Below are 19843 nucleotides of genomic sequence, written 5' to 3' on the forward strand. Positions count from 1 at the left end.
TAACTATTCTTTAATACCGTTGTCGATACAGTATCTTAGTACGCAATGTCCACGCACTCGAAGACCCGATGGAACCGGGTTCGTTCATCGCGTGCTCGCTCGCGTTCGGGGGGTCGCCTACGACTCGAGCGAACGGGGCGGTCGGAGACCTGCGGATCCCGATCGGCGGTCAGCGCCGCCGCGGTCGCGCCCGGACGCACTCGCGACGAGCATCGCGGCGAATGCCTCGCCCACCTGCCGAGCCTGAGCAAAGGTCTGCCCGTAGGAGATCGCGCCCGCGGTGAGAGCGCTCAGCAGCGACCAGGAGATCTTCGCGACATCGAACGGGTTGCCCATACCCACCGCGACTAAGTCGGCGACCATGACCGCCCTGGCGCGGATCAGCATCTCGGTGAGGATCGCACGCACCGGCGACTCGTCGACGGCGTAGAGCAGAACGTTGACCCGGAAGAACTCCGGGTCGGCCTCGAACGCGTCGAACGCGATACGGAGACGCGCTCCGATGCGCTCCTCGGGCGGCAGATGCTCCAGTGGTGTCACGAAGTCGCTGGCGGCGAACCACTCACGCAGAACGGACGCGCACAGTACCTCCTTGGAGGAGAAGTACCGATAGAGCGTGCCCAGTGCGACGTCGGCGTCGGTCGCGACGGTCGAGACATGCAGTTTCTCATAGGGATTCGCGCGCAACGCCACACCCGCGCAGTCCACGATCCGCTGCCGCCGTCGCTGTTTGAACGGCGGCAGGGCCGCGACCGTCGGGATCTCAACGACACCGTCCGCCACCCCGGGCTGCGAGGCCACCACGTCGTCACCGGCGAACAGTCGCATCACCTGCTCCACGAGGCGACCGGCCTCCAGGAAGGAACTGCCGTGATAGAGAGCGGACATGACCGACGAATGCACGATCGCCTGAATGATGATGGACGCGTCGTTGGGCGACACCGCCGTCACGTCCGCGAGATCGTCGCGGAAGTACTGATGTGTGCGCGCGCCGACGCCGGACAATTCGGCCTTGACCGCGGGGTCGGCGCTCGAGAACAACGCCACCGACAGCCGGAAGAACTGCGGGTCGTCCTCGAACGCGGCGATCATCGCATGGGCGCGCGTCCTGGCACGCTCCAACCCCTCGACACCGGTCGGCCGCAGGTGGTGCTGGTCCACCCACTCGCGCAGCACGATCGAGTACAGGAATTCCTTGGACGGGAAATAGCGGTACAGCGTGGCCTTGGCGACCCCTGCGGCGGCCGCGACCTCATCGATCCTGATCTGGTCGAACTCGCTTGCCACGAGGCACTCGAACGCGGCGTTCACGATGCGCCGACGGCGGCCGCGCCGAAGACTCTCCCCGTCCCCGCGTTCCGCCGTCACTCGGGGTCCTTCCGTCCTGGTGGTCAGTTCCACCGGAGTGCGTGCCGGGTACCGGAAATACTCCGATATCGGATAGACAGTAACTCGCGATCAGACTCGGAGTCCCGGTTCAGCGTGAGGGCGAATGCGCCACGGCAGCCTCTCGAGCGTGCCGACCTGCCTCACATAACCCACATGTCAGCCCACTTCGCTCACTGCGACAGCCAAGTATTGAAATAAGAGTCTCAGTATTATAGTCCTCTGTAGGACGCGGCGAACCACCCCGCGCGAAGATGACCACGGCCCCGCTCCAGGCAGTCACCCGACCCGGCACCGGCACCGCATACGACATCGGGCCCGCGGGTAGCCACACGAGGTGACCGGCCCGCGGACCCGAATGGACTCCGCGACAGAGGTCAGGCGCTCACGAGGGAATCCCGAACCTCACGACGACGCATCTTTCCCGTCGCGGTGCGCGGCAGCGCCGAGACGAAGACGATCAGGCGCGGCACCTTGGGACCCGCGAGCCCCTCCTTGCTGTAAGCGCGCAACTCGTCGGCGAGTTCGGTGCTCGCCTCGTATCCGGCATTCAATTGCACTGCGGCGGTGACACGCTGCCCCCATTCGTCGTCGGGAACGCCGACCACCGCGACATCGGCGACCGCCGGATGCTCGGCCAGGAACTGCTCGATCTCGGCGGGGTACACGTTCACACCACCACTGATGATCAGGTCGACCCGGCGATCCTGGACGAAGAGGTAGCCGCCCTCGTCCAGATAACCCATGTCGCCGATGTTGATGAACCCGTCGGCGGCCACGCTCGTCGCGGTCTTCTCCGCGTCGTTGCGATAGTCGAAGCCGCCACCGAGCGATTTGAACACGATAGTCCCGGTCACGCCCGGCCCGACGATCTCGCCGTCGTCGTCGAGAATGCGGATCGAGTCCGGGTCCGGCCTGCCGACCGTACCCGGCCGCTCCAGCGCCTCCTGCGGACCGACGCTGCACACGAAGCCCTCGGTGGCCGCGAGATACTCCCATACGACACCGCCGAAGTAGCCGATCGCACGTTCCTTCAGCGCCGGTGAGAACTTCGCGCCCGCCACGAGTATCTGCCGCAGACTCGACATATCCAATCCCGCGCGGGTGTCCTCGGGCACCGCGAGCAGACGATGGATATGCGTCGGCACGGAATTCATCAGCGCCACGGAGTATTTCGGGATCGCGCGCAGCACCTTCTCGGCATCGAACTTCTCGAGAACGACGAGCGTATATCCCTGGTTGAGCGCGTTCCACATATTCGTGCCCGGCGCGGCGTGATAGCCCGGCGAACTCAGCAGCGCGACGTGCGGGTCGCCGTCGATACCGAACTGCTGGAGGAACATCGCCGCGCCGATCGCGTAGACCTCCGGCGTGATCCGCGGCAACGTGCGCCGCACCCCCTTCGGACGTCCGGTCGTGCCCGAGGTGTAATACATGAACGAGCCGACGACACGATCAGCGGGTACCTCGGTGGCATCGGTGTCGCGCAGGTCGGAGAACGGGCGCCACCCTTCGACCGGATCACCCGTGACGAAGCGGCGATCGGCGGGTATCGCGCCCGCCGAGGTCAGTCCCGAGGCCAACTCGACCGAGGCCACGAGCAGCTTCGCACCCGAATCCTCGAGGATGTACTCCACCTCGGCGGGGGTCAGGTGAGTACTGATCGGCACCACGAACACACCGATCTGCAGCGCGCCCGCGAACAGCTCCCACTGCTCGACGCCGTTGTTCTGCCAGCTCGCGACGACATCACCCGCGCCGACCCCGGATGCCCTGAGCTGGTTGGCGATGCTGTTCGACAGTCGGAGCAATGACCCGAAGGTGACGGTCTCGCCGGTCTCGTCACTGATCAGCGCCACCCGGTCGGGATGATGGCGCCCCCAGGCGTACACACCCTTGTCGTGGAAGGCCGGGTCGTCGTAGATCGGCTCGGATCGCGTCATTTCCCCAGCTCCTGCCCCGCCGCGACAGTCCGCTCCGCGACACGTCCCGCGGCTCCGGGAGACGTGACAGGATTCGAGCCGTAGAAGGTCTGCCCTTCCCGAGCCATCGTACGAAGGAGCTCCGGTGCGGCGAACTTGTCGCCGTAGGCGGCACGGAGGCGATCGAGTTCGGCGACGACCTCGGCGATGCCGATCTGGTCCATCGCGACGAACGGGCCCCCGAGATGCACCGGGAACCCGACGCCGAGGGTCGCGCCCAGATCGCCGTCCACCGGGCTCAGCAGCACGCCCTCGGCGAAGGCGCGGGCGCCCTCGGCGAGTTGCGCGTACAGGATGCGGGACTTGACCTCTTCGATCGAGGGCTGCTCGGCCAGCGGCGGGATCGCCTCGGACAGGCCCTCCCAGAGATGCTTCGACCCGTCCGCGCCGTAGTCGTAGAAACCCTTGCCGTTCTTGCGACCGCGACGGTCGTACTTTCCGACCAAGAACGCGCCGAGCTCGAAATCGGTCGCTTGCGGATCCTTCGCGGCGCGCACCTTCTCTATCAGCGCCGCGCGGCCGACATCGATACCGACCGCGTCGGTGACGGTCAGGCCGCCCTGCGGCATACCGATCATGCGTGCGCCGTTCTCGATGAGTGCGGGCAGGACTCCCTCCTGGACCATCCGCATGCTCTCGGTGAGGAACGAGCCGATGAACCGGCTGGTGAAGAAGCCCCAGCTGTCGTTGACCACGATCGGGGTCTTGCGCAGGATCCGAGCGAGATCCAGCGCGTGTGCCAGCGTCGTATCGGAAGTCGTCCGGCCACGGATGATCTCGATCAGTGGCATACGTTCGGCGGGCGAGAAGAAGTGCATGCCGATGAACGCCTCGGCACGATCGGTCAGCTCGGCCAGTTCGGTGATCGGCAGCGCCGAGGTGTTCGAGGCCAGCACGACCCCCGCGGGCAGATGCTTCGCGATATTCGCGAAGACCTCGCGTTTGACGTCCTTGGATTCGAAGACCGCCTCCACCACGAAATCCACGTCGGCGAAATCGGCGAAATCGGCGGTCGCCTCGATACGAGCGAGAATCGCGTCCCGCTTCTCCTCGGTCGAGCGGCCCTTCTCGATATCACGGTTCAGCCGCTTCGCGGCATACCCCTTGCCCGCGGTCGCCTTCTCCTCGGTCGCGTCGAGCAGCACGACCCGCAGTCCGGCCTTCGCCGCGGCCAGCGCGATACCCGCGCCCATGGTGCCCGCGCCCGCGATGCCGAGTGTCCCGAGGTCGGCCTTGGGAATCCCCGCCGGACGGGCGCTGAGCTTGTCGGCCGACTTCTTGCTGACGAACATCGTCTTGATGATCGCCCGCGAGACGGGGTCTTCGAAGATGCGCTGGAAGTACTTGCCCTCCAGGCGAACCGCCATATCGAACGGCAGGCGAACGCCCTCCCACACCGCGGCGAGAATGGCGGACTGCGCGGGGGCGTTGCCGAAGGTCTTGGCCTTGGTCATGGTGTTGCCGAACAGGAACACCCGGCCCGCGCCCGGCGAACGCGACGGTAGGCCGCCCGGGATCTCGAAACCCTTCTTGTCCCAGGGCGCGACCGGATCCCCGTCCTCGAGCAACCACCGCTTGGCCTCGGCGAGTGCTTCCTCGCGCGGCAACACCCTGTCCACGATCCCGAGTGCCTCGGCTTCGCGTGCGGACACAAGTGTCCCCTGCAACATGAGCGGGACGGCCTTCTCGATACCGATGAGTCGCGGTAGTCGCTGGGTACCTCCGCCCCCGGGAATCAGGCCCACCTGGGATTCGGGCAGTCCGACCAGGACGCCGCGGTCGTCGAGCGCGACGCGATAGTGGCAGCCCAGCGCCAGTTCGAGGCCGCCGCCCGCCGCGACGCCGTTGATGACGACAGCCACCGGCTTACCGCAGGTCTCCAGGCGCCGCACCGCGTTCGACAGGCCCTGCTGCTGATCCAGCCGCTGCGCCGGGGTCAACTCGACGGTGGTCCGCGGCTTGTCCGAACCCATCTCCTTGAGGTCACCGCCCGCGAGGAAACCGTCCTTGCCGGAGACGAGCAGGATGCCGCGGACCGCGTCGTCGGTCGCGGCACGCTCGATCGCCTCGACCAGATCGGCGAGGAAACGCGCTCCGATCGAGTTGACGGAGGCGCCCGGGGTGTCCATGGTGAGGGTGCCTATGCCGTCGGAGTCGACGGCATAGGCAATGCTGCTGATCGTTGTATCGGTCATTTCTTCTCGTCCGTCTCAGACTCGTTCGATAACAGTCGCGATGCCCATACCGCCCGCGGCGCACAAGGAGGCCACACCGGTGGCCAGGTCCCGGCGCTCGAGTTCATCGAGCAGGATGCCGAGAATCATGGCCCCGGAAGCCCCGAGCGGGTGTCCGAGGGCGATCGCGCCCCCGTTGACGTTCAGCCGGTCGTGTTCGACACCGAGCTCGTTCATCAGCACGAGCGGAACGACCGCGAACGCCTCGTTCAACTCCCACAGGTCGACATCGGAAACCCCGAGACCGGCGCGCTTCAGAGCGCGGCGGCAGGTCTCGGGCGGCGCGTCCAGGAACAACAGCGGATCCGAAGCCAACGATACCGACGATTTGATCACCGCGCGCGGACGCAGCCCGGTCCGCTCGCCGAACTCGCGATTGCCGATCAGCACGCCCGCCGCGCCGTCGACCACTCCGGAACTCGACCCGGCCGTGTGCACATGGTGGATCTCGCTGAGCTGCGGGAACCGCTGGATGGCCACGTCGTCGAACCCGAGCTTGCGACCCTCGAACTCGAATGCCGCCGGCAGCGCGGCCAAACCCTCCAGGGTCGTGCCAGGGCGCGGATGCTCGTCACGATCGAGCACGACGGTGCCGAGGATATCGGTGATCGGCACCAACGCGTCGTCGAAGAATCCCCCCGCCTGGGCCTTGGCGGCCCGTTCCTGACTGGCCAGACTGTATGCGTCGAGGTCGGCGCGACCGATGCCGCGCAGCGTCGCCAACAAGTCGGCCGCGACACCCTGCATCATGAACGGATGATCGGCCGTGAGCCGGGGATCCACGCCCCACGCGCCGCCGCCCCCGGTGCCGGGAGGCACCCGGGACATGCTCTCGTAGCCGCCGCCGATGGCCGCGTCGGCCCAGCCCGCGCGAATCTTCGCGGCCTCGATGACGACGGCTTCCATGGCCGACGCACAGGCGCGGTTCAGGTGCAGACCGCCGACCGAATCGGCGAAGCCCGCGGCGATCGGTGCCATCCGCACCGTCGTCGCGCCCGCTTCGTCGCCGGGGCTCACCACGCCGAGCGCGACATCGTCGATGGCGTCAGGAGCGAGGCGGTTGCGTTCTCGCAGCGCGGTGAGTACCTGCGTGATGAGACTGACCGAGGTGATCTCGTGCAACCCACCGGAGGGCTTTCCTCGCCCGCGAGGTGACCTGGCGTGGTCGTAGATGAAGACATCATCCATGAATCTCTCCACTGTTCTGATGATCGATGCGAGCAGATGCGAGTGTCGGCACCCGGCGCCCGAGTACCGATGGTAGTAGAATTAGACTCTAACTTCAGAAACTTGCGAAGTCCACCGTCGGCTTCGGCGCCATCGGATAGCGATAGGCTCGTCGGCGTTGCGACTCGAGCGAACCTGCCGCACAGAAGAACGGGGAGTCCATGGCCGGGCGAAACACCGCGAACTCGTCGAGCGAGAAGCCGCTACCGGAATGGCAGCTCGCCCGGCGCGGTCAGATCATCGATGCCGCGATCGACCTTCTCGGTGAACGCCCCTACGAGAACATCCAGATCCGTGACGTCGCCCAACGAGCCGGAGTAGCGCTGGGTACCCTCTACCGTTATTTCGAGTCCAAGGAACACCTCTACGCGATCACACTCCTCGAATGGGTACGCCCGGTTCGCGAGCCGGCCCGCCACCCAGCCGCAGGCGCCGCAGCGCGACTACGCTCCAAGCTGCACATGATGGTCGCGGCGAACAAGAAATACCCGCACTTCCTGGCCATGCAGCACACCTTGCACGCTAGTACCAATCCCGTCGTCCAGAAACTGCTCGCCACATACCAGCAGTCGGGCTTCGAGTGGTTCAACAGCGAATTGTCGCTACTGGGCGAAGACCGCGCCCACGACCTCGGGCTGATGCTGTGGGCGATCAACAACACCATCTACACGCGCATCCGACTGTCGGCGGGCACCTATGAGGACGCCCGCCGGGTCGGAGACAAGTTCATCGACCTCATCGCCGCCGAACTGGGCGCCGCCGAACTGGCGAGCCGAGGCGACGGGCAGCCGTCACCGAACGCCGATGTGGACAACTGAACTATCGTTCGGAAGGTTCGGTGTCACATGCCCGCAGGTCTCCGGACATCGAACGGCCGTGTAAATCCCGGCATGCCGAACACCTCCGGTGCGGCACTCCGGCCGGGCACCCTCAGGGCGAAGTAGGAGTTCAACCATGACCGCCGTGGCGTCACAGGCCACCCGAGGATCACTGGCCGACCAGGTCGCGCGCCCGTCCTGGTGGATGTCGACCTCGACTCCCCCGTGATGAGCGAGCAGATCCTCGGCCCGATCCTGCCCATCGTCACGGTCGCCGATCTGGACGAGGCGGTACGGATCATCAACGGGCGCGCTCACCCCCTGGCCCTGTACGCCTTCACCAACTCCGCCGCCGCGCGGAAGACACTCGTCGAACAGACCACGTCCGGTTCGATGGCCGTCAATGCCGTCATGCTCCAGTTGGGTGTTCCCGACCTGCCTTTCGGTGGTGTCGGCACCAGCGGCACGGGTTCGTATCACGGCGAGCGGAGCGTGCGAGTGTTCAGCCACGAGCGCTCGGTCCTCGTGCGCCGCAACGTTTCGGACTTCCTGATGCGCATCGCGCGCCCGCCCTTCACCGAGCGCAACGAAAAGATGCTGCGGCGCAGGTGATCCCGATGTGTTCCAACCGGTACCACCGCGCCACTCGCGCCTGACCCCCGCAGGTGACCGCGACGACCGGCGACGGCGCCGGCCGATACCCGGTGCGGGCGGTGATGCGCAGAACCATTAGTACTTGCCGTCGGGCCAGGACATGCCGTGACCCGAATACTCCCGGCCCTCGAGCGGCACCGACGTCATGAACTGCACATCGGCGAATATCTCGCGGATCTTGTTGCGCCGAAGTTTTCCGGTGTCGGTACGGGGAAAATCCGTGAGAAAGCCGAAGCGTTCCGGCCGTTTGGTGGCCGCGAGCGCATCGTCGCAGTACTCGTGCAGTTCCTTTTCCACCACCCAACTCGGACCGGACGTGGTGGACAGCTGGATCACCGCCAGTACGCGGCGCCCCGGAATCGCATCCGGAATGGCGACCACCGCCGCATCGGACACCGCCGGATGGAGCATCAGATACTGTTCGATCTCGGCGGGATAGATACGCACATCGCCGGACACGATGACGTCGGCATGGCGGTCGAGCAGATAGATGTACCCGTCCTCACTGACGTAGCCGTAGTCGCCACCGGTCACGAGATTCCCGAGTCGGCCTGCCGCAGTGCGGTCCGGATCGTTCTGATACTCGAAAACGGGCCGATGTTCGTCGGAGCCGAAATAGATCGTGCCGGGCATGCCGGGGGGCATGATGTCGCCGGCGTCGTCCACGATCGCGACGGTGAGATCCGGCAAAGCCTTGCCCACGCTGCCTGGTCTTCCGACCCATTCGTGGGGACTGATCCGGGACACCCAGCCCTCGTTGCAACCGAAATACTCCCAGACGATCGGTCCCAGCCAGTCCAGCATCTTCTGTTTGATGAGTATCGGACAGGGTGCGCTGCCGTGAATCAGGAACTCCAGGCTGGCGAGGTCGTATTCGGCGCAGGCGACGTCGGCCAAGCGCAACAGGCGGTGAAAATGTGTGGGAACCATGTGACTGCTGGTCACGCGGTAGCGATCCACGTCGCGCAGGAAGGCCTCCGCGTCGAAACTCGACTGGATGACCAGGGTGTGCCCGAAATGCAGCAGTCCGATCGCGAACGCGCCCGGCGCGGAATGATAGAGCGGGGAGCAGACCAGGTGCACTCCCCTGCCCACCTCCGCGCCGTACGCGGCGAAGACCGGCATGAGATGCCGCGTGATCACCTGTTCCGGCCGCGTCGACGGAAGATACCACTTGACGCCCTTGAGGCGGCCTGTGATTCCGGCGGTGTAGCCGATGAGGCTGCCCGCGGATCGATCCTCCGGCGAGCAGACCGGCTGATCTGCGATCAGCGATTCGTAGGGCCGCCATCCCTCGACCGTCCCGCCGCAGACGAAGAGCCTGTCCGGAAGGGCGTCGGCACTCCATCCCGCCACCCTTTCGGCTTCGGCGATCAACACGGTCGCGTCGCTGTCGTGCACGATATGAAAAGTCTCGCGGTGACCGAGCCGCCAGTCGATCGGCACGAAATACATACCCACCTGGGCAGTCGCGAGAAACAGCTCGATGTACTCGAATCCGTTGCGCACCGCCGCGGCCACCACGTCACCGCGCGTAAGGCCGAGACCGCGCAGGCCGTGGGACAGCGCGTTGACGCGGTCGAGCAGGCATCCGAAGGTCATCGTCGCACCGCCGGGAATGATCAGAGCGGTTCGATCCCGATGGTCGCTCGCGAACCGATAGAAGCCCTGCCGACCGCTCGCGCGAACCGCGCCGATAGTAGTCGCCATCGGACCTTCTTTCGTGCATGCGCCGCGAGCGGGTGAGAACAGGCGCTCGAGGCAATACTAGAACTAGATTCTCATTTTGAGAAGTATCGATGATCGCGCGGGCCGCCCCGGTGACACCGACCTGCGCCGGCGTCACCCTCGGCTCTGCAGCCCGCACTGCCGAACCCGAGCGAACAACACTTCGGGAGCGAAGCCTTTCGTCACACGACGAGCGGTACCGCCTTCGGTCCGCGAAGTCCCAGACCGCGGCCGTAAACGATCTCGTCCGCCAACTCGAACTCGGGCATCTTGTCGAGTACCTGGTTCAACCAGATCTGCACCTCGAGCCGAGCCAGGTTGAGCCCGAGGCAGGAATGCATGCCGAAACCGAAGCCGAGATGTTGACGTGGCTCCCGATGAATGTCGAGTTCATCGGGACGTTCCCAACGTTCGGGATCACGATTGCCCGCGCCGATCAACACCTTCACCTCCGCGCCGCGGGGCACCAGGACACCGTCTACCTCCGAGGCGTCCGAACGTGCGCGCCGGGGCAATACCTGCACCAATGTCTGCCAGCGGTGGATCTCTTCGATGGCTCGGGGTATCAATGTCCGGTCGGCGGCGAGCGCACGACGCTGATCCGGATGCTGGGCCAGCGCGACGAGAGTCGTGGCCATGAGCTTGGCTGTGGTCTCATTGCCCGCGAACACCAGTTGGGTATTGCTGGCGATGATCTCCTGCTCTGCCATCTCCTTGGCGTAGTCGTGAAAGACCATCATCGATACCAGATCCGCACCCGGGCCGACAGCTCGACGTCGCCCGATGACTTCCTTGATATACGCGTTGAGTGCCGCCGTCGCGTCGGCGCCCTTGCGCAGGATCGCCCGGCCTTCGGGAGTCGAGTCGTAGGCTCCTTCCTGAGACCCGCCCATCGCGTCGCTCCACTCGCTGAACTGCTGGTGCATCGACTCATCGATACCCAGCATCCGCGCGATGACCAGAGTCGGGATGGCGCGCGTCATATTCGGTATCGCGTCGATGGACTCACCCGAGCGCAGCCGCTCCACGAACTGATCCACCTGCGACGTCACGATATCGGTGACCAACTCTTGCTGCGAAACCAGCGAGTCCCGCTGAAAGAATCTCGACCAGATACCGCGTATATCGTGGTGGCGCTGCGAATCCAGTGCTTCCATGGTCACCCCGCCGAACGCACGGACGAAGAGTGCCTCGAGATCCTGCGAGCCGAATTTCTCGACCGCGGCGAGCACTCGCGAGCAGTTGCGGTACCCCGTGACCATGTAATGGTCGGCGAACTCGTTGTAGACGACCGGCCCGAGGCGACGCCAGCGCGCCATCTCGGGGTAGGGATCCTGACAGAAGTCCCAGTCGGTCAGATCCTGGTTCACGGTGGGAATGGTGGACGAGGTGGTGGTCATCGCGTTACTCGCTCTGTCATGGCGTACAGCTTTCTCTCTGCGGGGTCCTCGAATGGGCACGTCAGCGGTCGACGACCGGGACCGGCGCTCCCGCAGGGATCAGCCACGACTCGTCGAGCTCGGCGAGCTCGGCGACGCCCATGAGCGTCATGGCCCGCCGCATCTCGGTCTTCAGGATCTCGACGACATGCCTGGCGCCGTCGGGCCCGCCTGCGGCGAGGCCGTAGAGGTAGGGCCTGCCGATGCAGACGCCATCCGCGCCCAGGCACAGCGCCTTGATGATGTCGGTCCCCCGGCGGATGCCGCCATCGACGAGCACTTCGGCGCGATCACCGACCCCGGCGGCGATGGCGGGCAACGCGTCGATCGCCGCCGGGGCGCAATCGAGTTGTCGGCCACCGTGATTCGAGACCACGATACCGTCGGCTCCGAGTTCTACCGCGCGCACGGCGTCGGCCGCGTCGAGGACACCCTTGATATAGAGCGGCCCATGCCAGTTCTCACGCATCCACGCGAAGTCGTCCCAGTTCAATTCCGGTCGCATCATGCGGAACTGCCGGTTCAGCGTCTTCATGGCGGTCTTCGCGCCACCGGCCTTCTCACCGGGATCGACCAGATTTCGCAACGACATACGCTCGTGCCGGAGGAACGCGGCCCACCACTTGGGCCTGAGCCCGGCGTTCAGGACACGCGCGGGCGTGAGCACCGGCGGATTGCCCATACCACGTTTCTGCTCCGATTCACGATTACCGTGGGTCGGCACATCGACGGTGACGAACATCCCGGTGTAGCCGGCATTCGCGGCGCGCTTCATCATGGCGTGCGTCAGGTCGTGTCGGCCGGTTGTCGTATCCGCCCAGGGATAGAGCTGGAAGAAGTGTCCGCGTCGGGTACCCGCGGCTATCTCCTCGAACGAGTAGGACGCCGCGGTGCTCACGATCGACAGCGTGCCCGCGGCTTCCGCGCCCTGCGCCGCACCCAGTTCACCGGTCCAATGCGACAGGCCCGCCGCGCCGGTCGGTGCCAGCAGAATAGGCGCGGAGATGTCCTGACCCGCGATCGTCGTGCCCAGATCCTTCGCCTCGCGGCCGGTGAGAACCTTGGATTTGAGCATGTAGCGGTCGAACGCGGCCCTGTTCGCGTTCAACGTCGTCATGCTCTCGGCGCCGTAATCGACATAGGCCCAGACCATGTCCGGGACCGCGCGACGTGCGCGCTCGCGATAATCCTCGACCGTCAGTGGCCCCGGCCGCGACGACCACCGGTATCGGAAAACAGGCATCAGCGGCACTCCTCGGCAGCGGTACTCGAAGTCATTTGACGGCGATCGGGGCTACCGGAGACCCCACCGCTCCCACGACCCGCAGCGGCGGCGCGGAGAAAAAGAAATCCCACTGCCCGTCATCCAGACAGTCCGCCGCCAGATCCTCGAGGTCGAACATCTCACCGAACATCATTCCGACATCGCGCAGCATCACGCAGTGCAACGGCAGATAGGCCCCGTCCGTACGCGACGGCTGCACCTCGACGCCCCAGTTGTCCGCGGCGAGCACCGAAACCTCCCGTTCGCAGAGCCATTCGGCACAGTCGAGCCCGAGACCGGGATTCACCGTGATCCATTCCTTCGACCAGCCCTCGACGATGGCCTTGCGTCGCCAGCCGGTGCGAACCAGCAGAATGTCGCCTGCGCCGACTCGCACACCTTGCTCGGCCTCAGCACGTTCGAGTTCCTCCGGCCCGATCGGATCATCCTGCGCTCGAATCCATTCGACGCCGCGCAGCCGCGCGATGTCGAGAAGGACACCGCGCCCGACCGCACCCGGGAGCACCGCGTCGATACTGTTGCGGCTCGCGCCGAACCTGGCCGTGACCGACTCCGAGGCGGTCACGTCGTTGTAGAACTTGTCGTCGTAGCCGACGTGGGCGAGGCTGTCCCACTGGGTCGCGCACTGTAGCGGCAGGATCAGCACGTCATCGGTCACGACGAGCCCGTCCGGAGTCGCGAACTCCCCCGGCAACACGCTCATCGAATGCTGCGGATTGAAACGCCCATGTCCGCCCCGCTGAGGCCCGTCGTGCCCGAGCGGCAGGCTCAGCTCGAAGACCTTGCCCGACCGGATGGACCCCGATGCCGCGCGCACCATCTCGGCGGTGATGAGGTTCAGCGTGCCCTTCTGATCATCGACACCCCACCGCCCCCAATTCGACAGTTTGTCGCCGAGAGCCTTGAACGTCTCCACCATGTACCTTTCCCGAAGCCCGTTACGCCACGCGAAGTGGTCGGTCCCGCCCCAGCGACCGACGCTAAAGGACGACGGGGAGGTCAGTCAAGAACCATGTTCTATAACTTGGTTCTCGATTTTCCAGGCAGTACGCTGTCACTCCTAGGTCGTTCGATATCCTCGGGGCCGTACGAGCCAATGGCGACGAACAGGGAGCATCACGGTTGTTGCGGGACGTGCCTCCGCGGGAGGCGACCGAAATCGGCATCGGCCGACGCGGGACATCGCAGGCGCAGCGAGAGAGGTACGACGCCATCCTCGCCGCCGCGCACCGCATCGCGGATGCCGGCGGCTACGACGCGTTGCAGATGCGGTCCATCTCGGAGGAGAGCGGCGTCGCTCTGGCAACCATCTATCGGTACTTCAAGTCACGCGATTACCTCGCCTACGTTCTCGGCACCACCTGGATCAGGCAGGTCGTCGATGACGTCAGCCCATCCGCACAGCAACTCTCAACCCTGGAAGAACTGCGTCACGTCATCCACACCTCCGCCGCCGTCCTCAAACAACACCCCAACATGCTGCGGACCTACATGCTGTCGATGCTGAGTTCCGACGAGTTCGTTCGCGACCGACGCGTCCTCGTCAAGGGCTCAAGCGGTTGGGAACCACCGACGGGGGCCAAACGCAGGAACTGGGACACCATGGTCGACTACATGGACAAGGTGTACTGGGCCGGTCTGCTCCGCTGGACGCACGGCCAGATGGACTACGACGACATCGCCGATGACGTCGACGGTATCGCCACGATCTGCGATCGAGCCCTCGGAATCTTCGACCGGTGACACGGCGGCGACTCGTCGCGTTCATCGGACGGCCCGATCGCACGCGTCCAAGCGTCGGCCCGCGCGTTCGGTCGCGGTCGTGACTAGTGCGGACCCGACATCAGCCGCGCGGCGACGTCGGCTCCCGGATCTCCGGTTCGACGGACCGGAGGCAGTTCGCCGGACGGTGACCGCTGATCAGCAACCCCCTCGGTCGCGATCAGATCCACACCGAGCTGGAACGCCTCGTGCACGGAAACCGAGAACAACGTCCAGCGGCACGTCCCGTCCGGCCCACCGGGTGGCTGCCTCTCCCAAACGCGCCGAGTGCACGGACCTGCGTTGCCCGCCGAACACACCGTCCGCCGCCACGGCGGCACACCGAATAGATCCCTATACGGTATCTAATACCGTTTACCTTTCAATACCTTCTGCAGGCCGGGTGGGCATCCGGGTTTTCGGCGACTTCCCGACGAAACCATCCCGTTCGGCTCCGAGCGCCACCGACTAGCGTTACAGTGTGTCACATCAGCCTTGTGTGACACGGTGTAACTGTAGCTGGGCCCAGGCTGATATTTCGCGAAACAGGAGTTGGGACAATGGGTTTTCGCTTACTGATCAAGGGCGGCACCGTCGTCGACGGATCGGGCGCTCCGGCCTACGCCGCGGACGTGCGTGTGGACGAGGGCCGCATCACCGAGATCGGAACCGACCTGCGGGCAGGCACAGGTGAGCGGGTGATCGACGCCACGGGCTGCTACGTGACCCCGGGATTCATCGAAACGCACAACCACTGGGACGGCGGGGTCTGGTGGTCGCCGAACATGGAGCCGCTGCCCGCCTACGGCGTGACCACCTCCATCAACGGCAACTGCGCTTTCTCGATGGCGCCCGCGCCGAAGAATCCGGAGGATCAGGAGAATCTGATCGAGATCTTCAACTTCTTCGAGGACATTCCCGAAGAACCGATGAAGAAACTCGTGCCGTGGGACTGGAGCCTGTGGAGCGAGTACAAGGCGTCGATGATGCGCAATGTGCGGGTGCCGGTCAACTACGCGGCGTTCTGCGGTCATATCCCGATCCGCTTGACGGTCATGGGCCAGGAGGCATGGAAACGCACCGCGTCACCGGAGGAGATCGAGCAGATGTGCGCGCTGCTCGATGATGCGCTGGCCGCGGGCGCCATGGGGTTGTCGTCGAATCAGCTCGACTACGACAAACACGATCGCCCCCTGCCCTCCCAGCTCGCCGACGACGCCGAATACCGTGCGCTGCTCGAGGTCTTGGCCCGCTACGAGGGCGCCACCTTCCAGGTCATCGTCGACCACTTCATGCGCATGACGGGGCCGGAACAGACCGAACGGCTCGGCCGGATCGCCCAGCAGGCGGGCGTGCGGATGCAATGGGCAGGCCTGCCCACTCTCAAATTCCAGGCCGAGGTGGGCAAACGCTCGAAGGAGCTGCACGAGCGATTCAAGGCCGAAGGGCTCGACATCTACACCGGATTCCACCACGTCTCACCGACCTCGGTGATCAACTTCGCCCGATCGCTGGTCTTCGCGCAGAACGGCAACCAGGTCTGGCAGACCGTGGTGGACGCGGTGACTTGGGAGGAGAAGAGCGCCATGCTGTTGGATCCGGACTGGCTCGCCGACGCCCGCGCGGGCTGGGACGGCGCCTACAGCCACTCCTATCTTCACGACCCGTCCGCGCTGACGCTGCGCGAGAGCGAGACCGGATGGGGTCCGGTCGGCATCACCCTGGCCGACTACATCGCACAGACCGGACTCTCCCATCCCTCGGACGCGCTGGCCGACTGGGTGTTCAAGAACGGTGCCGAATCGGTTGTCCACAAGCGCTCGTGGGAATGTGACGAGCAGGTCCTGCTGGAGTTGCTGCGGGATCCGAACTCGGTCGGCAATATCTCCGACGCGGGCGCCCATGGCAAGATGTTCTGCGGTGCGGGCGACAATGTCTATCTGCTCACCGATTTCGTCCGCGACCGGAAACTGCTCACGATCGAGGAAGGCGTACATGTGCTCACGGGCAAACTCGCCGATTTCTTCGGTCTCCAGCAGCGCGGGCTCATCGCCGTCGGAAAGATCGCCGATATCACCGTCTTCGATCTCGACGAGATCGAACGGCGCCCGGAAGAGAAGATCTGGGATGTCTGGGATGGACGCGGCGGGCGCACCTACCGCTACACGCGAGCGGCGGCCCCGATGCGCCTGACCCTGGTCCACGGTGTACCGATCTTCGACAACAACGCCTTCACCGGTCGTTTCCCCGGCGAATTCATCGGTCCCGAGACGAATATCGCGCTCAGCGCGGCCTCCGGATAGGACTGTGGCCGACACAGCGGGTCACGGTGCGAGGGCGTTGTCGCAGGACGACGTCCCCGATCCGCGTGTCGCCGCATTGGCCGCCTTCCATCGGCAGCGCAAACGGAACAGTCGCGAGCGTCTACTCGCGGCCGCGGCGCGGGAATTCTGCGACCGGGGCTATCTCCCCGTCTCGGTGGAGGAGATCGCGGCCGCCGCGGGCATGAGTCGAATGACCTTCTACCGGCATTTCCGTGGCAAAGCCGATCTCGCCGCGCACCTGTTCGACGCGGCAGCCGAAACCTCCCGGCCCATGTTCCTGCACATCATGGCCGTCGACTTCACACGACGCGAAGCCGTCGTCGAATGGATCACCGAGATCTTCCAGGCCGATCAGGCCAACCGGAGGTTGTTGCGGGCTTTCACCCAGGCCACCGCGGACGAGGGCGACTTCACCCCCCGCGCGCAGGAATACATCCGCGAGCTCATCGCCGGACTCGGCGCGGCGATTCCGGCCTTCGCGGTCGATCCCGACGCACCCGCGCAGCGACGCGGATGGCTGGAGGCATGGCTGTTGCTGTACGAGATCCTCGACCAGAGCAGCCATGCCGCCCTGGACTCGGGTGTGGCGACCGATCCGCTCGTCATCGAGATACTCGCGGACCGCTTCCTCGCCTTCGTTCGTCGAGACAGCCCGGCCTGACGCGCACGCGGTCCCGGCGGAACCGTTGCCTCAGGACAGTTTCCGGATCAGCTCGAGGCTACCCAGTTCGCGGATGGCCCGGCAGCCCATTCCAGCATCGTCACCATCATCTCGTCACCCCGATCGGTGGACGCCGAGAAGGCGGTGCCGAAACTGGCGATCAAGGTGATCTGGAGCAGGCCGAGAATGTAGTCCTGCCAGCAGCCGGTAGTCCCCGTGCAGCAGGCAATACCGATCCGGCTCCAGCATCAACCAGGATGCCACCAACGCGTTGGCCTCGCTCAGCGGCGGCAGCGGTGCGCGCACGGTGTGCGCGACTTCGGTGTAGAACGCGTGCTCGGATCGATAGCCCATCGACACGCGCGCAGACCTCATCGTCGGGATACGGCAATTCGACGATGAAGGATTCGGGCAGCCCGAGCGGTCGCGTCTCGTAGCCGACCGCCGCCCGATAGGCGGCGGCGGTCTGTCCGGTGCCCACCGATGTCACCCCGACATCCGTGATGGACACCGGAGATTCAGCACTGCCGAGGACAGCCGACAGCCAAGTAGCGGTGATCTCTTACGGCTTCGCGGGAATTCTGGGCCCCGTATTCATGGCTGACTTGCTTTCCTGTCCTCAGCGGTCCACGACAACGGTGCCACCCGCGCGAATACGGCCAGCGATATGTGTGGATCCGCAGTGAACACCTCGGGCCGATTCAGCGTGACGAGCCGGACCGGGGCAATCCGTCGGAGCGGCAGCAACCGGTCATGGCCCCCGGAACAGTCGTTCACACGGCAGCCGCGGCAGCCGATGCAGATCGTCGGGCGAATCGACCAACTCGACCACACACCAGCATCGGCTCGCGCAATCCGCGATCATATTGCGGGCCGCCTCGGCGGTTGCCGCGTAGTCGAAGACCCTTCCGGCCAACCGGATCCGCAGATGCACATCGCGCGTCGCCATTGTCGCGTCCAACTCCCCAGCCTCAGTGGTTGTCGGGGGTCGTGCGCGGGAGTCGGGGCCGGACGTCCGCGCCCGCCGGACGGCAGGCTTCCCGACTTCGATCAATGCTCAGGCGGAACGGCATGCCGGCGCCCCTTTCTGATACTCACGGCCGCGGCGGTCGCGCCTGTCCACGTGCTTGATGGACGCGTGCTCCGGGGCGGTTGCAGAGTCAAATTCTACACTGACGTCGAAATCAAGAGAAGCCCCCGCTTCCACGGCGAGATCTTCGCCCCCACCGACGGCCCTCGCGGCACGACGCCAGGCCTCAGCCCGCGAAGATTTTAATAATTAGATTCTAGTTTTAGTTCTTGACGCGCCCCCGGTCGGAGCGCGCAATTCGGCGACCGGTCACACCCGGTCAAGCGCGATACAACCGACACAGGCCAGCGCCGTTCGAACAGCGTCCGCATTGATCACCAGCGGCCCCCGGCGGCGAATCGTCACTTGCCGACCATCACAGTCGGTATTAGGGTGGCGTCCATGGAAGTGATCCCGATCACGATAGTTCGCAGGAGTATGGAGTGACCGTGCGCGAATCTCCGGTTGCGACATCACCTCGCGTACCGCCCCCGACTCACCTGTTCTGCGATCTCGCCGACACCGGCAACCTCGAGAGTATGCCGGCCAGGCCGGCCGACGACATCGATCCGGTGATCCATGTGGCGGGCCTGCCCGGGACGCTCGCCACGGATCCGATCAGCATCGCGGGCACGCGCGCCGCGACGGTGATCGGCAGCTAGGCATACCACACGGATCGGGCGCCCGCGCGACGCCGGGGTACAGCGGACCACTGCCCGTCACCCACCCCCCGACCTCCCGCCTGCGGGGGCCGCGCCGACGATACCGGCAGGTACGAGGTTCGTCGCGTGTGTCCGCGGCGCATTCGGCTCGACGGCAGACTCCCACGATCGGAGACAATGGTGAGCGGCGAACTCCGCGAGCGGGTGCTCGCGAGACTACTCGAACTACGTTAGGCATCCAATCCGTTCACGCCGCAGCAACTTTCGAGCGGAGCCGCATTCGAGTCGACCGCGCAGCTCAGCGCGAACCACCGTCGATGCCGTTACGGTGATTCGGATCTCAGTCGCCGCTCGGTGCGATGTACATCTCAAGGGCCCCCGGGACGAACAAGGGAAAGACGATCTAGATGAAAGTTCAAGTGGATCAGGGTCTGTGTCAGGGGCATACGTTGTGCTGGATGACCGCGCCCGACGCGTTCACCCTCGACGATGTCGACGGTCATGCGACCGCACTCGAGGGGGAGATCCCGCCGGATCAGGTCGAGCGTGTCCGCGATGCAGCCAGATCGTGCCCCGAGCGCGCGATAATCGAACAGTGATCGGCTGAGGAATC

Annotated in this window: 17 protein-coding genes; 7 read left to right on the forward strand and 10 right to left on the reverse strand. The window is 65.3% G+C overall.

Annotation, left to right across the window (positions count from 1 at the left end; all coding sequences use genetic code 11):
• Nucleotides 1–117: 117 nt before the first annotated feature.
• The 4 genes from OG225_RS17255 to OG225_RS17270 all read right to left on the reverse strand — a co-directional run bounded on the left by OG225_RS17255 (nucleotide 118) and on the right by OG225_RS17270 (nucleotide 6790).
• Entirely contained in the window at nucleotides 118–1368 is a 1251-nt protein-coding gene (locus OG225_RS17255) for a TetR/AcrR family transcriptional regulator (RefSeq protein ID WP_405182588.1), read from the reverse strand.
• A gap of 395 nt (nucleotides 1369–1763) precedes the next feature.
• Nucleotides 1764–3329, reverse strand: coding sequence for an AMP-binding protein (locus OG225_RS17260; RefSeq protein ID WP_405182589.1), 1566 nt, complete (start codon nucleotides 3327–3329; stop codon nucleotides 1764–1766).
• Nucleotides 3326–5563, reverse strand: a complete 2238-nt coding sequence (locus OG225_RS17265) for a 3-hydroxyacyl-CoA dehydrogenase NAD-binding domain-containing protein (protein ID WP_405182590.1) — start codon at nucleotides 5561–5563, stop codon at nucleotides 3326–3328. Before OG225_RS17265 ends, OG225_RS17260 begins: the two co-directional genes overlap by 4 nt.
• Before the next feature lie 15 nt (nucleotides 5564–5578).
• Complete coding sequence (locus OG225_RS17270; RefSeq protein ID WP_405182591.1) at nucleotides 5579–6790, reverse strand: acetyl-CoA C-acetyltransferase; 1212 nt, start codon at nucleotides 6788–6790, stop codon at nucleotides 5579–5581.
• A 200-nt stretch (nucleotides 6791–6990) separates the two neighbouring features.
• On the opposite strand from OG225_RS17270, the gene OG225_RS17275 reads away from it, so the two are divergent.
• Nucleotides 6991–7647, forward strand: coding sequence for a TetR/AcrR family transcriptional regulator (locus tag OG225_RS17275; protein WP_405182592.1), 657 nt, complete (start codon nucleotides 6991–6993; stop codon nucleotides 7645–7647).
• A 228-nt stretch (nucleotides 7648–7875) separates the two neighbouring features.
• Nucleotides 7876–8259, forward strand: a complete 384-nt coding sequence (locus OG225_RS17280; protein ID WP_405182593.1) for an aldehyde dehydrogenase family protein — start codon at nucleotides 7876–7878, stop codon at nucleotides 8257–8259.
• Between the two features lie 117 nt (nucleotides 8260–8376).
• Here OG225_RS17280 and OG225_RS17285 read toward each other — a convergent pair whose 3' ends face one another.
• The 4 genes from OG225_RS17285 to OG225_RS17300 all read right to left on the reverse strand — a co-directional run bounded on the left by OG225_RS17285 (nucleotide 8377) and on the right by OG225_RS17300 (nucleotide 13672).
• Nucleotides 8377–10011 (reverse strand): AMP-binding protein, encoded by a 1635-nt coding sequence (locus OG225_RS17285; protein ID WP_405182594.1) that lies wholly within the window; start codon nucleotides 10009–10011, stop codon nucleotides 8377–8379.
• A gap of 200 nt (nucleotides 10012–10211) precedes the next feature.
• Nucleotides 10212–11429: a cytochrome P450 gene (locus OG225_RS17290; RefSeq protein ID WP_405182595.1), complete on the reverse strand. Its 1218-nt coding sequence runs from the start codon at nucleotides 11427–11429 to the stop codon at nucleotides 10212–10214.
• Between the two features lie 61 nt (nucleotides 11430–11490).
• Nucleotides 11491–12711, reverse strand: coding sequence for an alpha-hydroxy acid oxidase (locus OG225_RS17295; protein ID WP_405182596.1), 1221 nt, complete (start codon nucleotides 12709–12711; stop codon nucleotides 11491–11493).
• A 31-nt stretch (nucleotides 12712–12742) separates the two neighbouring features.
• Nucleotides 12743–13672 carry a cyclase family protein gene (locus tag OG225_RS17300; protein ID WP_405182597.1) on the reverse strand — a complete coding sequence of 310 codons (930 nt, stop codon included), beginning with the start codon at nucleotides 13670–13672 and terminating at the stop codon, nucleotides 12743–12745.
• A 215-nt stretch (nucleotides 13673–13887) separates the two neighbouring features.
• Between OG225_RS17300 and OG225_RS17305 the strand changes: the two genes are divergently transcribed.
• The 3 genes from OG225_RS17305 to OG225_RS17315 all read left to right on the forward strand — a co-directional run bounded on the left by OG225_RS17305 (nucleotide 13888) and on the right by OG225_RS17315 (nucleotide 17499).
• Nucleotides 13888–14496 carry a TetR family transcriptional regulator gene (locus OG225_RS17305; RefSeq protein WP_405182598.1) on the forward strand — a complete coding sequence of 203 codons (609 nt, stop codon included), beginning with the start codon at nucleotides 13888–13890 and terminating at the stop codon, nucleotides 14494–14496.
• 578 nt (nucleotides 14497–15074) lie between these two features.
• Nucleotides 15075–16817 (forward strand): amidohydrolase family protein, encoded by a 1743-nt coding sequence (locus OG225_RS17310; RefSeq protein ID WP_405182599.1) that lies wholly within the window; start codon nucleotides 15075–15077, stop codon nucleotides 16815–16817.
• 4 nt (nucleotides 16818–16821) lie between these two features.
• Complete coding sequence (locus tag OG225_RS17315; RefSeq protein WP_405182600.1) at nucleotides 16822–17499, forward strand: TetR/AcrR family transcriptional regulator; 678 nt, start codon at nucleotides 16822–16824, stop codon at nucleotides 17497–17499.
• A 114-nt stretch (nucleotides 17500–17613) separates the two neighbouring features.
• Here OG225_RS17315 and OG225_RS17320 read toward each other — a convergent pair whose 3' ends face one another.
• Nucleotides 17614–17874 carry a hypothetical protein gene (locus OG225_RS17320; RefSeq protein WP_405182601.1) on the reverse strand — a complete coding sequence of 87 codons (261 nt, stop codon included), beginning with the start codon at nucleotides 17872–17874 and terminating at the stop codon, nucleotides 17614–17616.
• Between the two features lie 376 nt (nucleotides 17875–18250).
• Nucleotides 18251–18460: a hypothetical protein gene (locus tag OG225_RS17325; protein ID WP_405182602.1), complete on the reverse strand. Its 210-nt coding sequence runs from the start codon at nucleotides 18458–18460 to the stop codon at nucleotides 18251–18253.
• Nucleotides 18461–19011: 551 nt separating this feature from the next.
• Here OG225_RS17325 and OG225_RS17330 point away from each other — a divergent pair.
• Both OG225_RS17330 and OG225_RS17335 read left to right on the forward strand, forming a co-directional pair.
• Nucleotides 19012–19230 carry a hypothetical protein gene (locus OG225_RS17330; protein ID WP_405182603.1) on the forward strand — a complete coding sequence of 73 codons (219 nt, stop codon included), beginning with the start codon at nucleotides 19012–19014 and terminating at the stop codon, nucleotides 19228–19230.
• A 407-nt stretch (nucleotides 19231–19637) separates the two neighbouring features.
• Nucleotides 19638–19829, forward strand: coding sequence for a ferredoxin (locus tag OG225_RS17335; RefSeq protein ID WP_405182604.1), 192 nt, complete (start codon nucleotides 19638–19640; stop codon nucleotides 19827–19829).
• Nucleotides 19830–19843 lie beyond the last annotated feature (14 nt).

It is taken from the genome of Nocardia sp. NBC_01377 (genome assembly GCF_045040005.1).
Taxonomy (GTDB): Bacteria; Actinomycetota; Actinomycetes; order Mycobacteriales; family Mycobacteriaceae; genus Nocardia; species Nocardia noduli.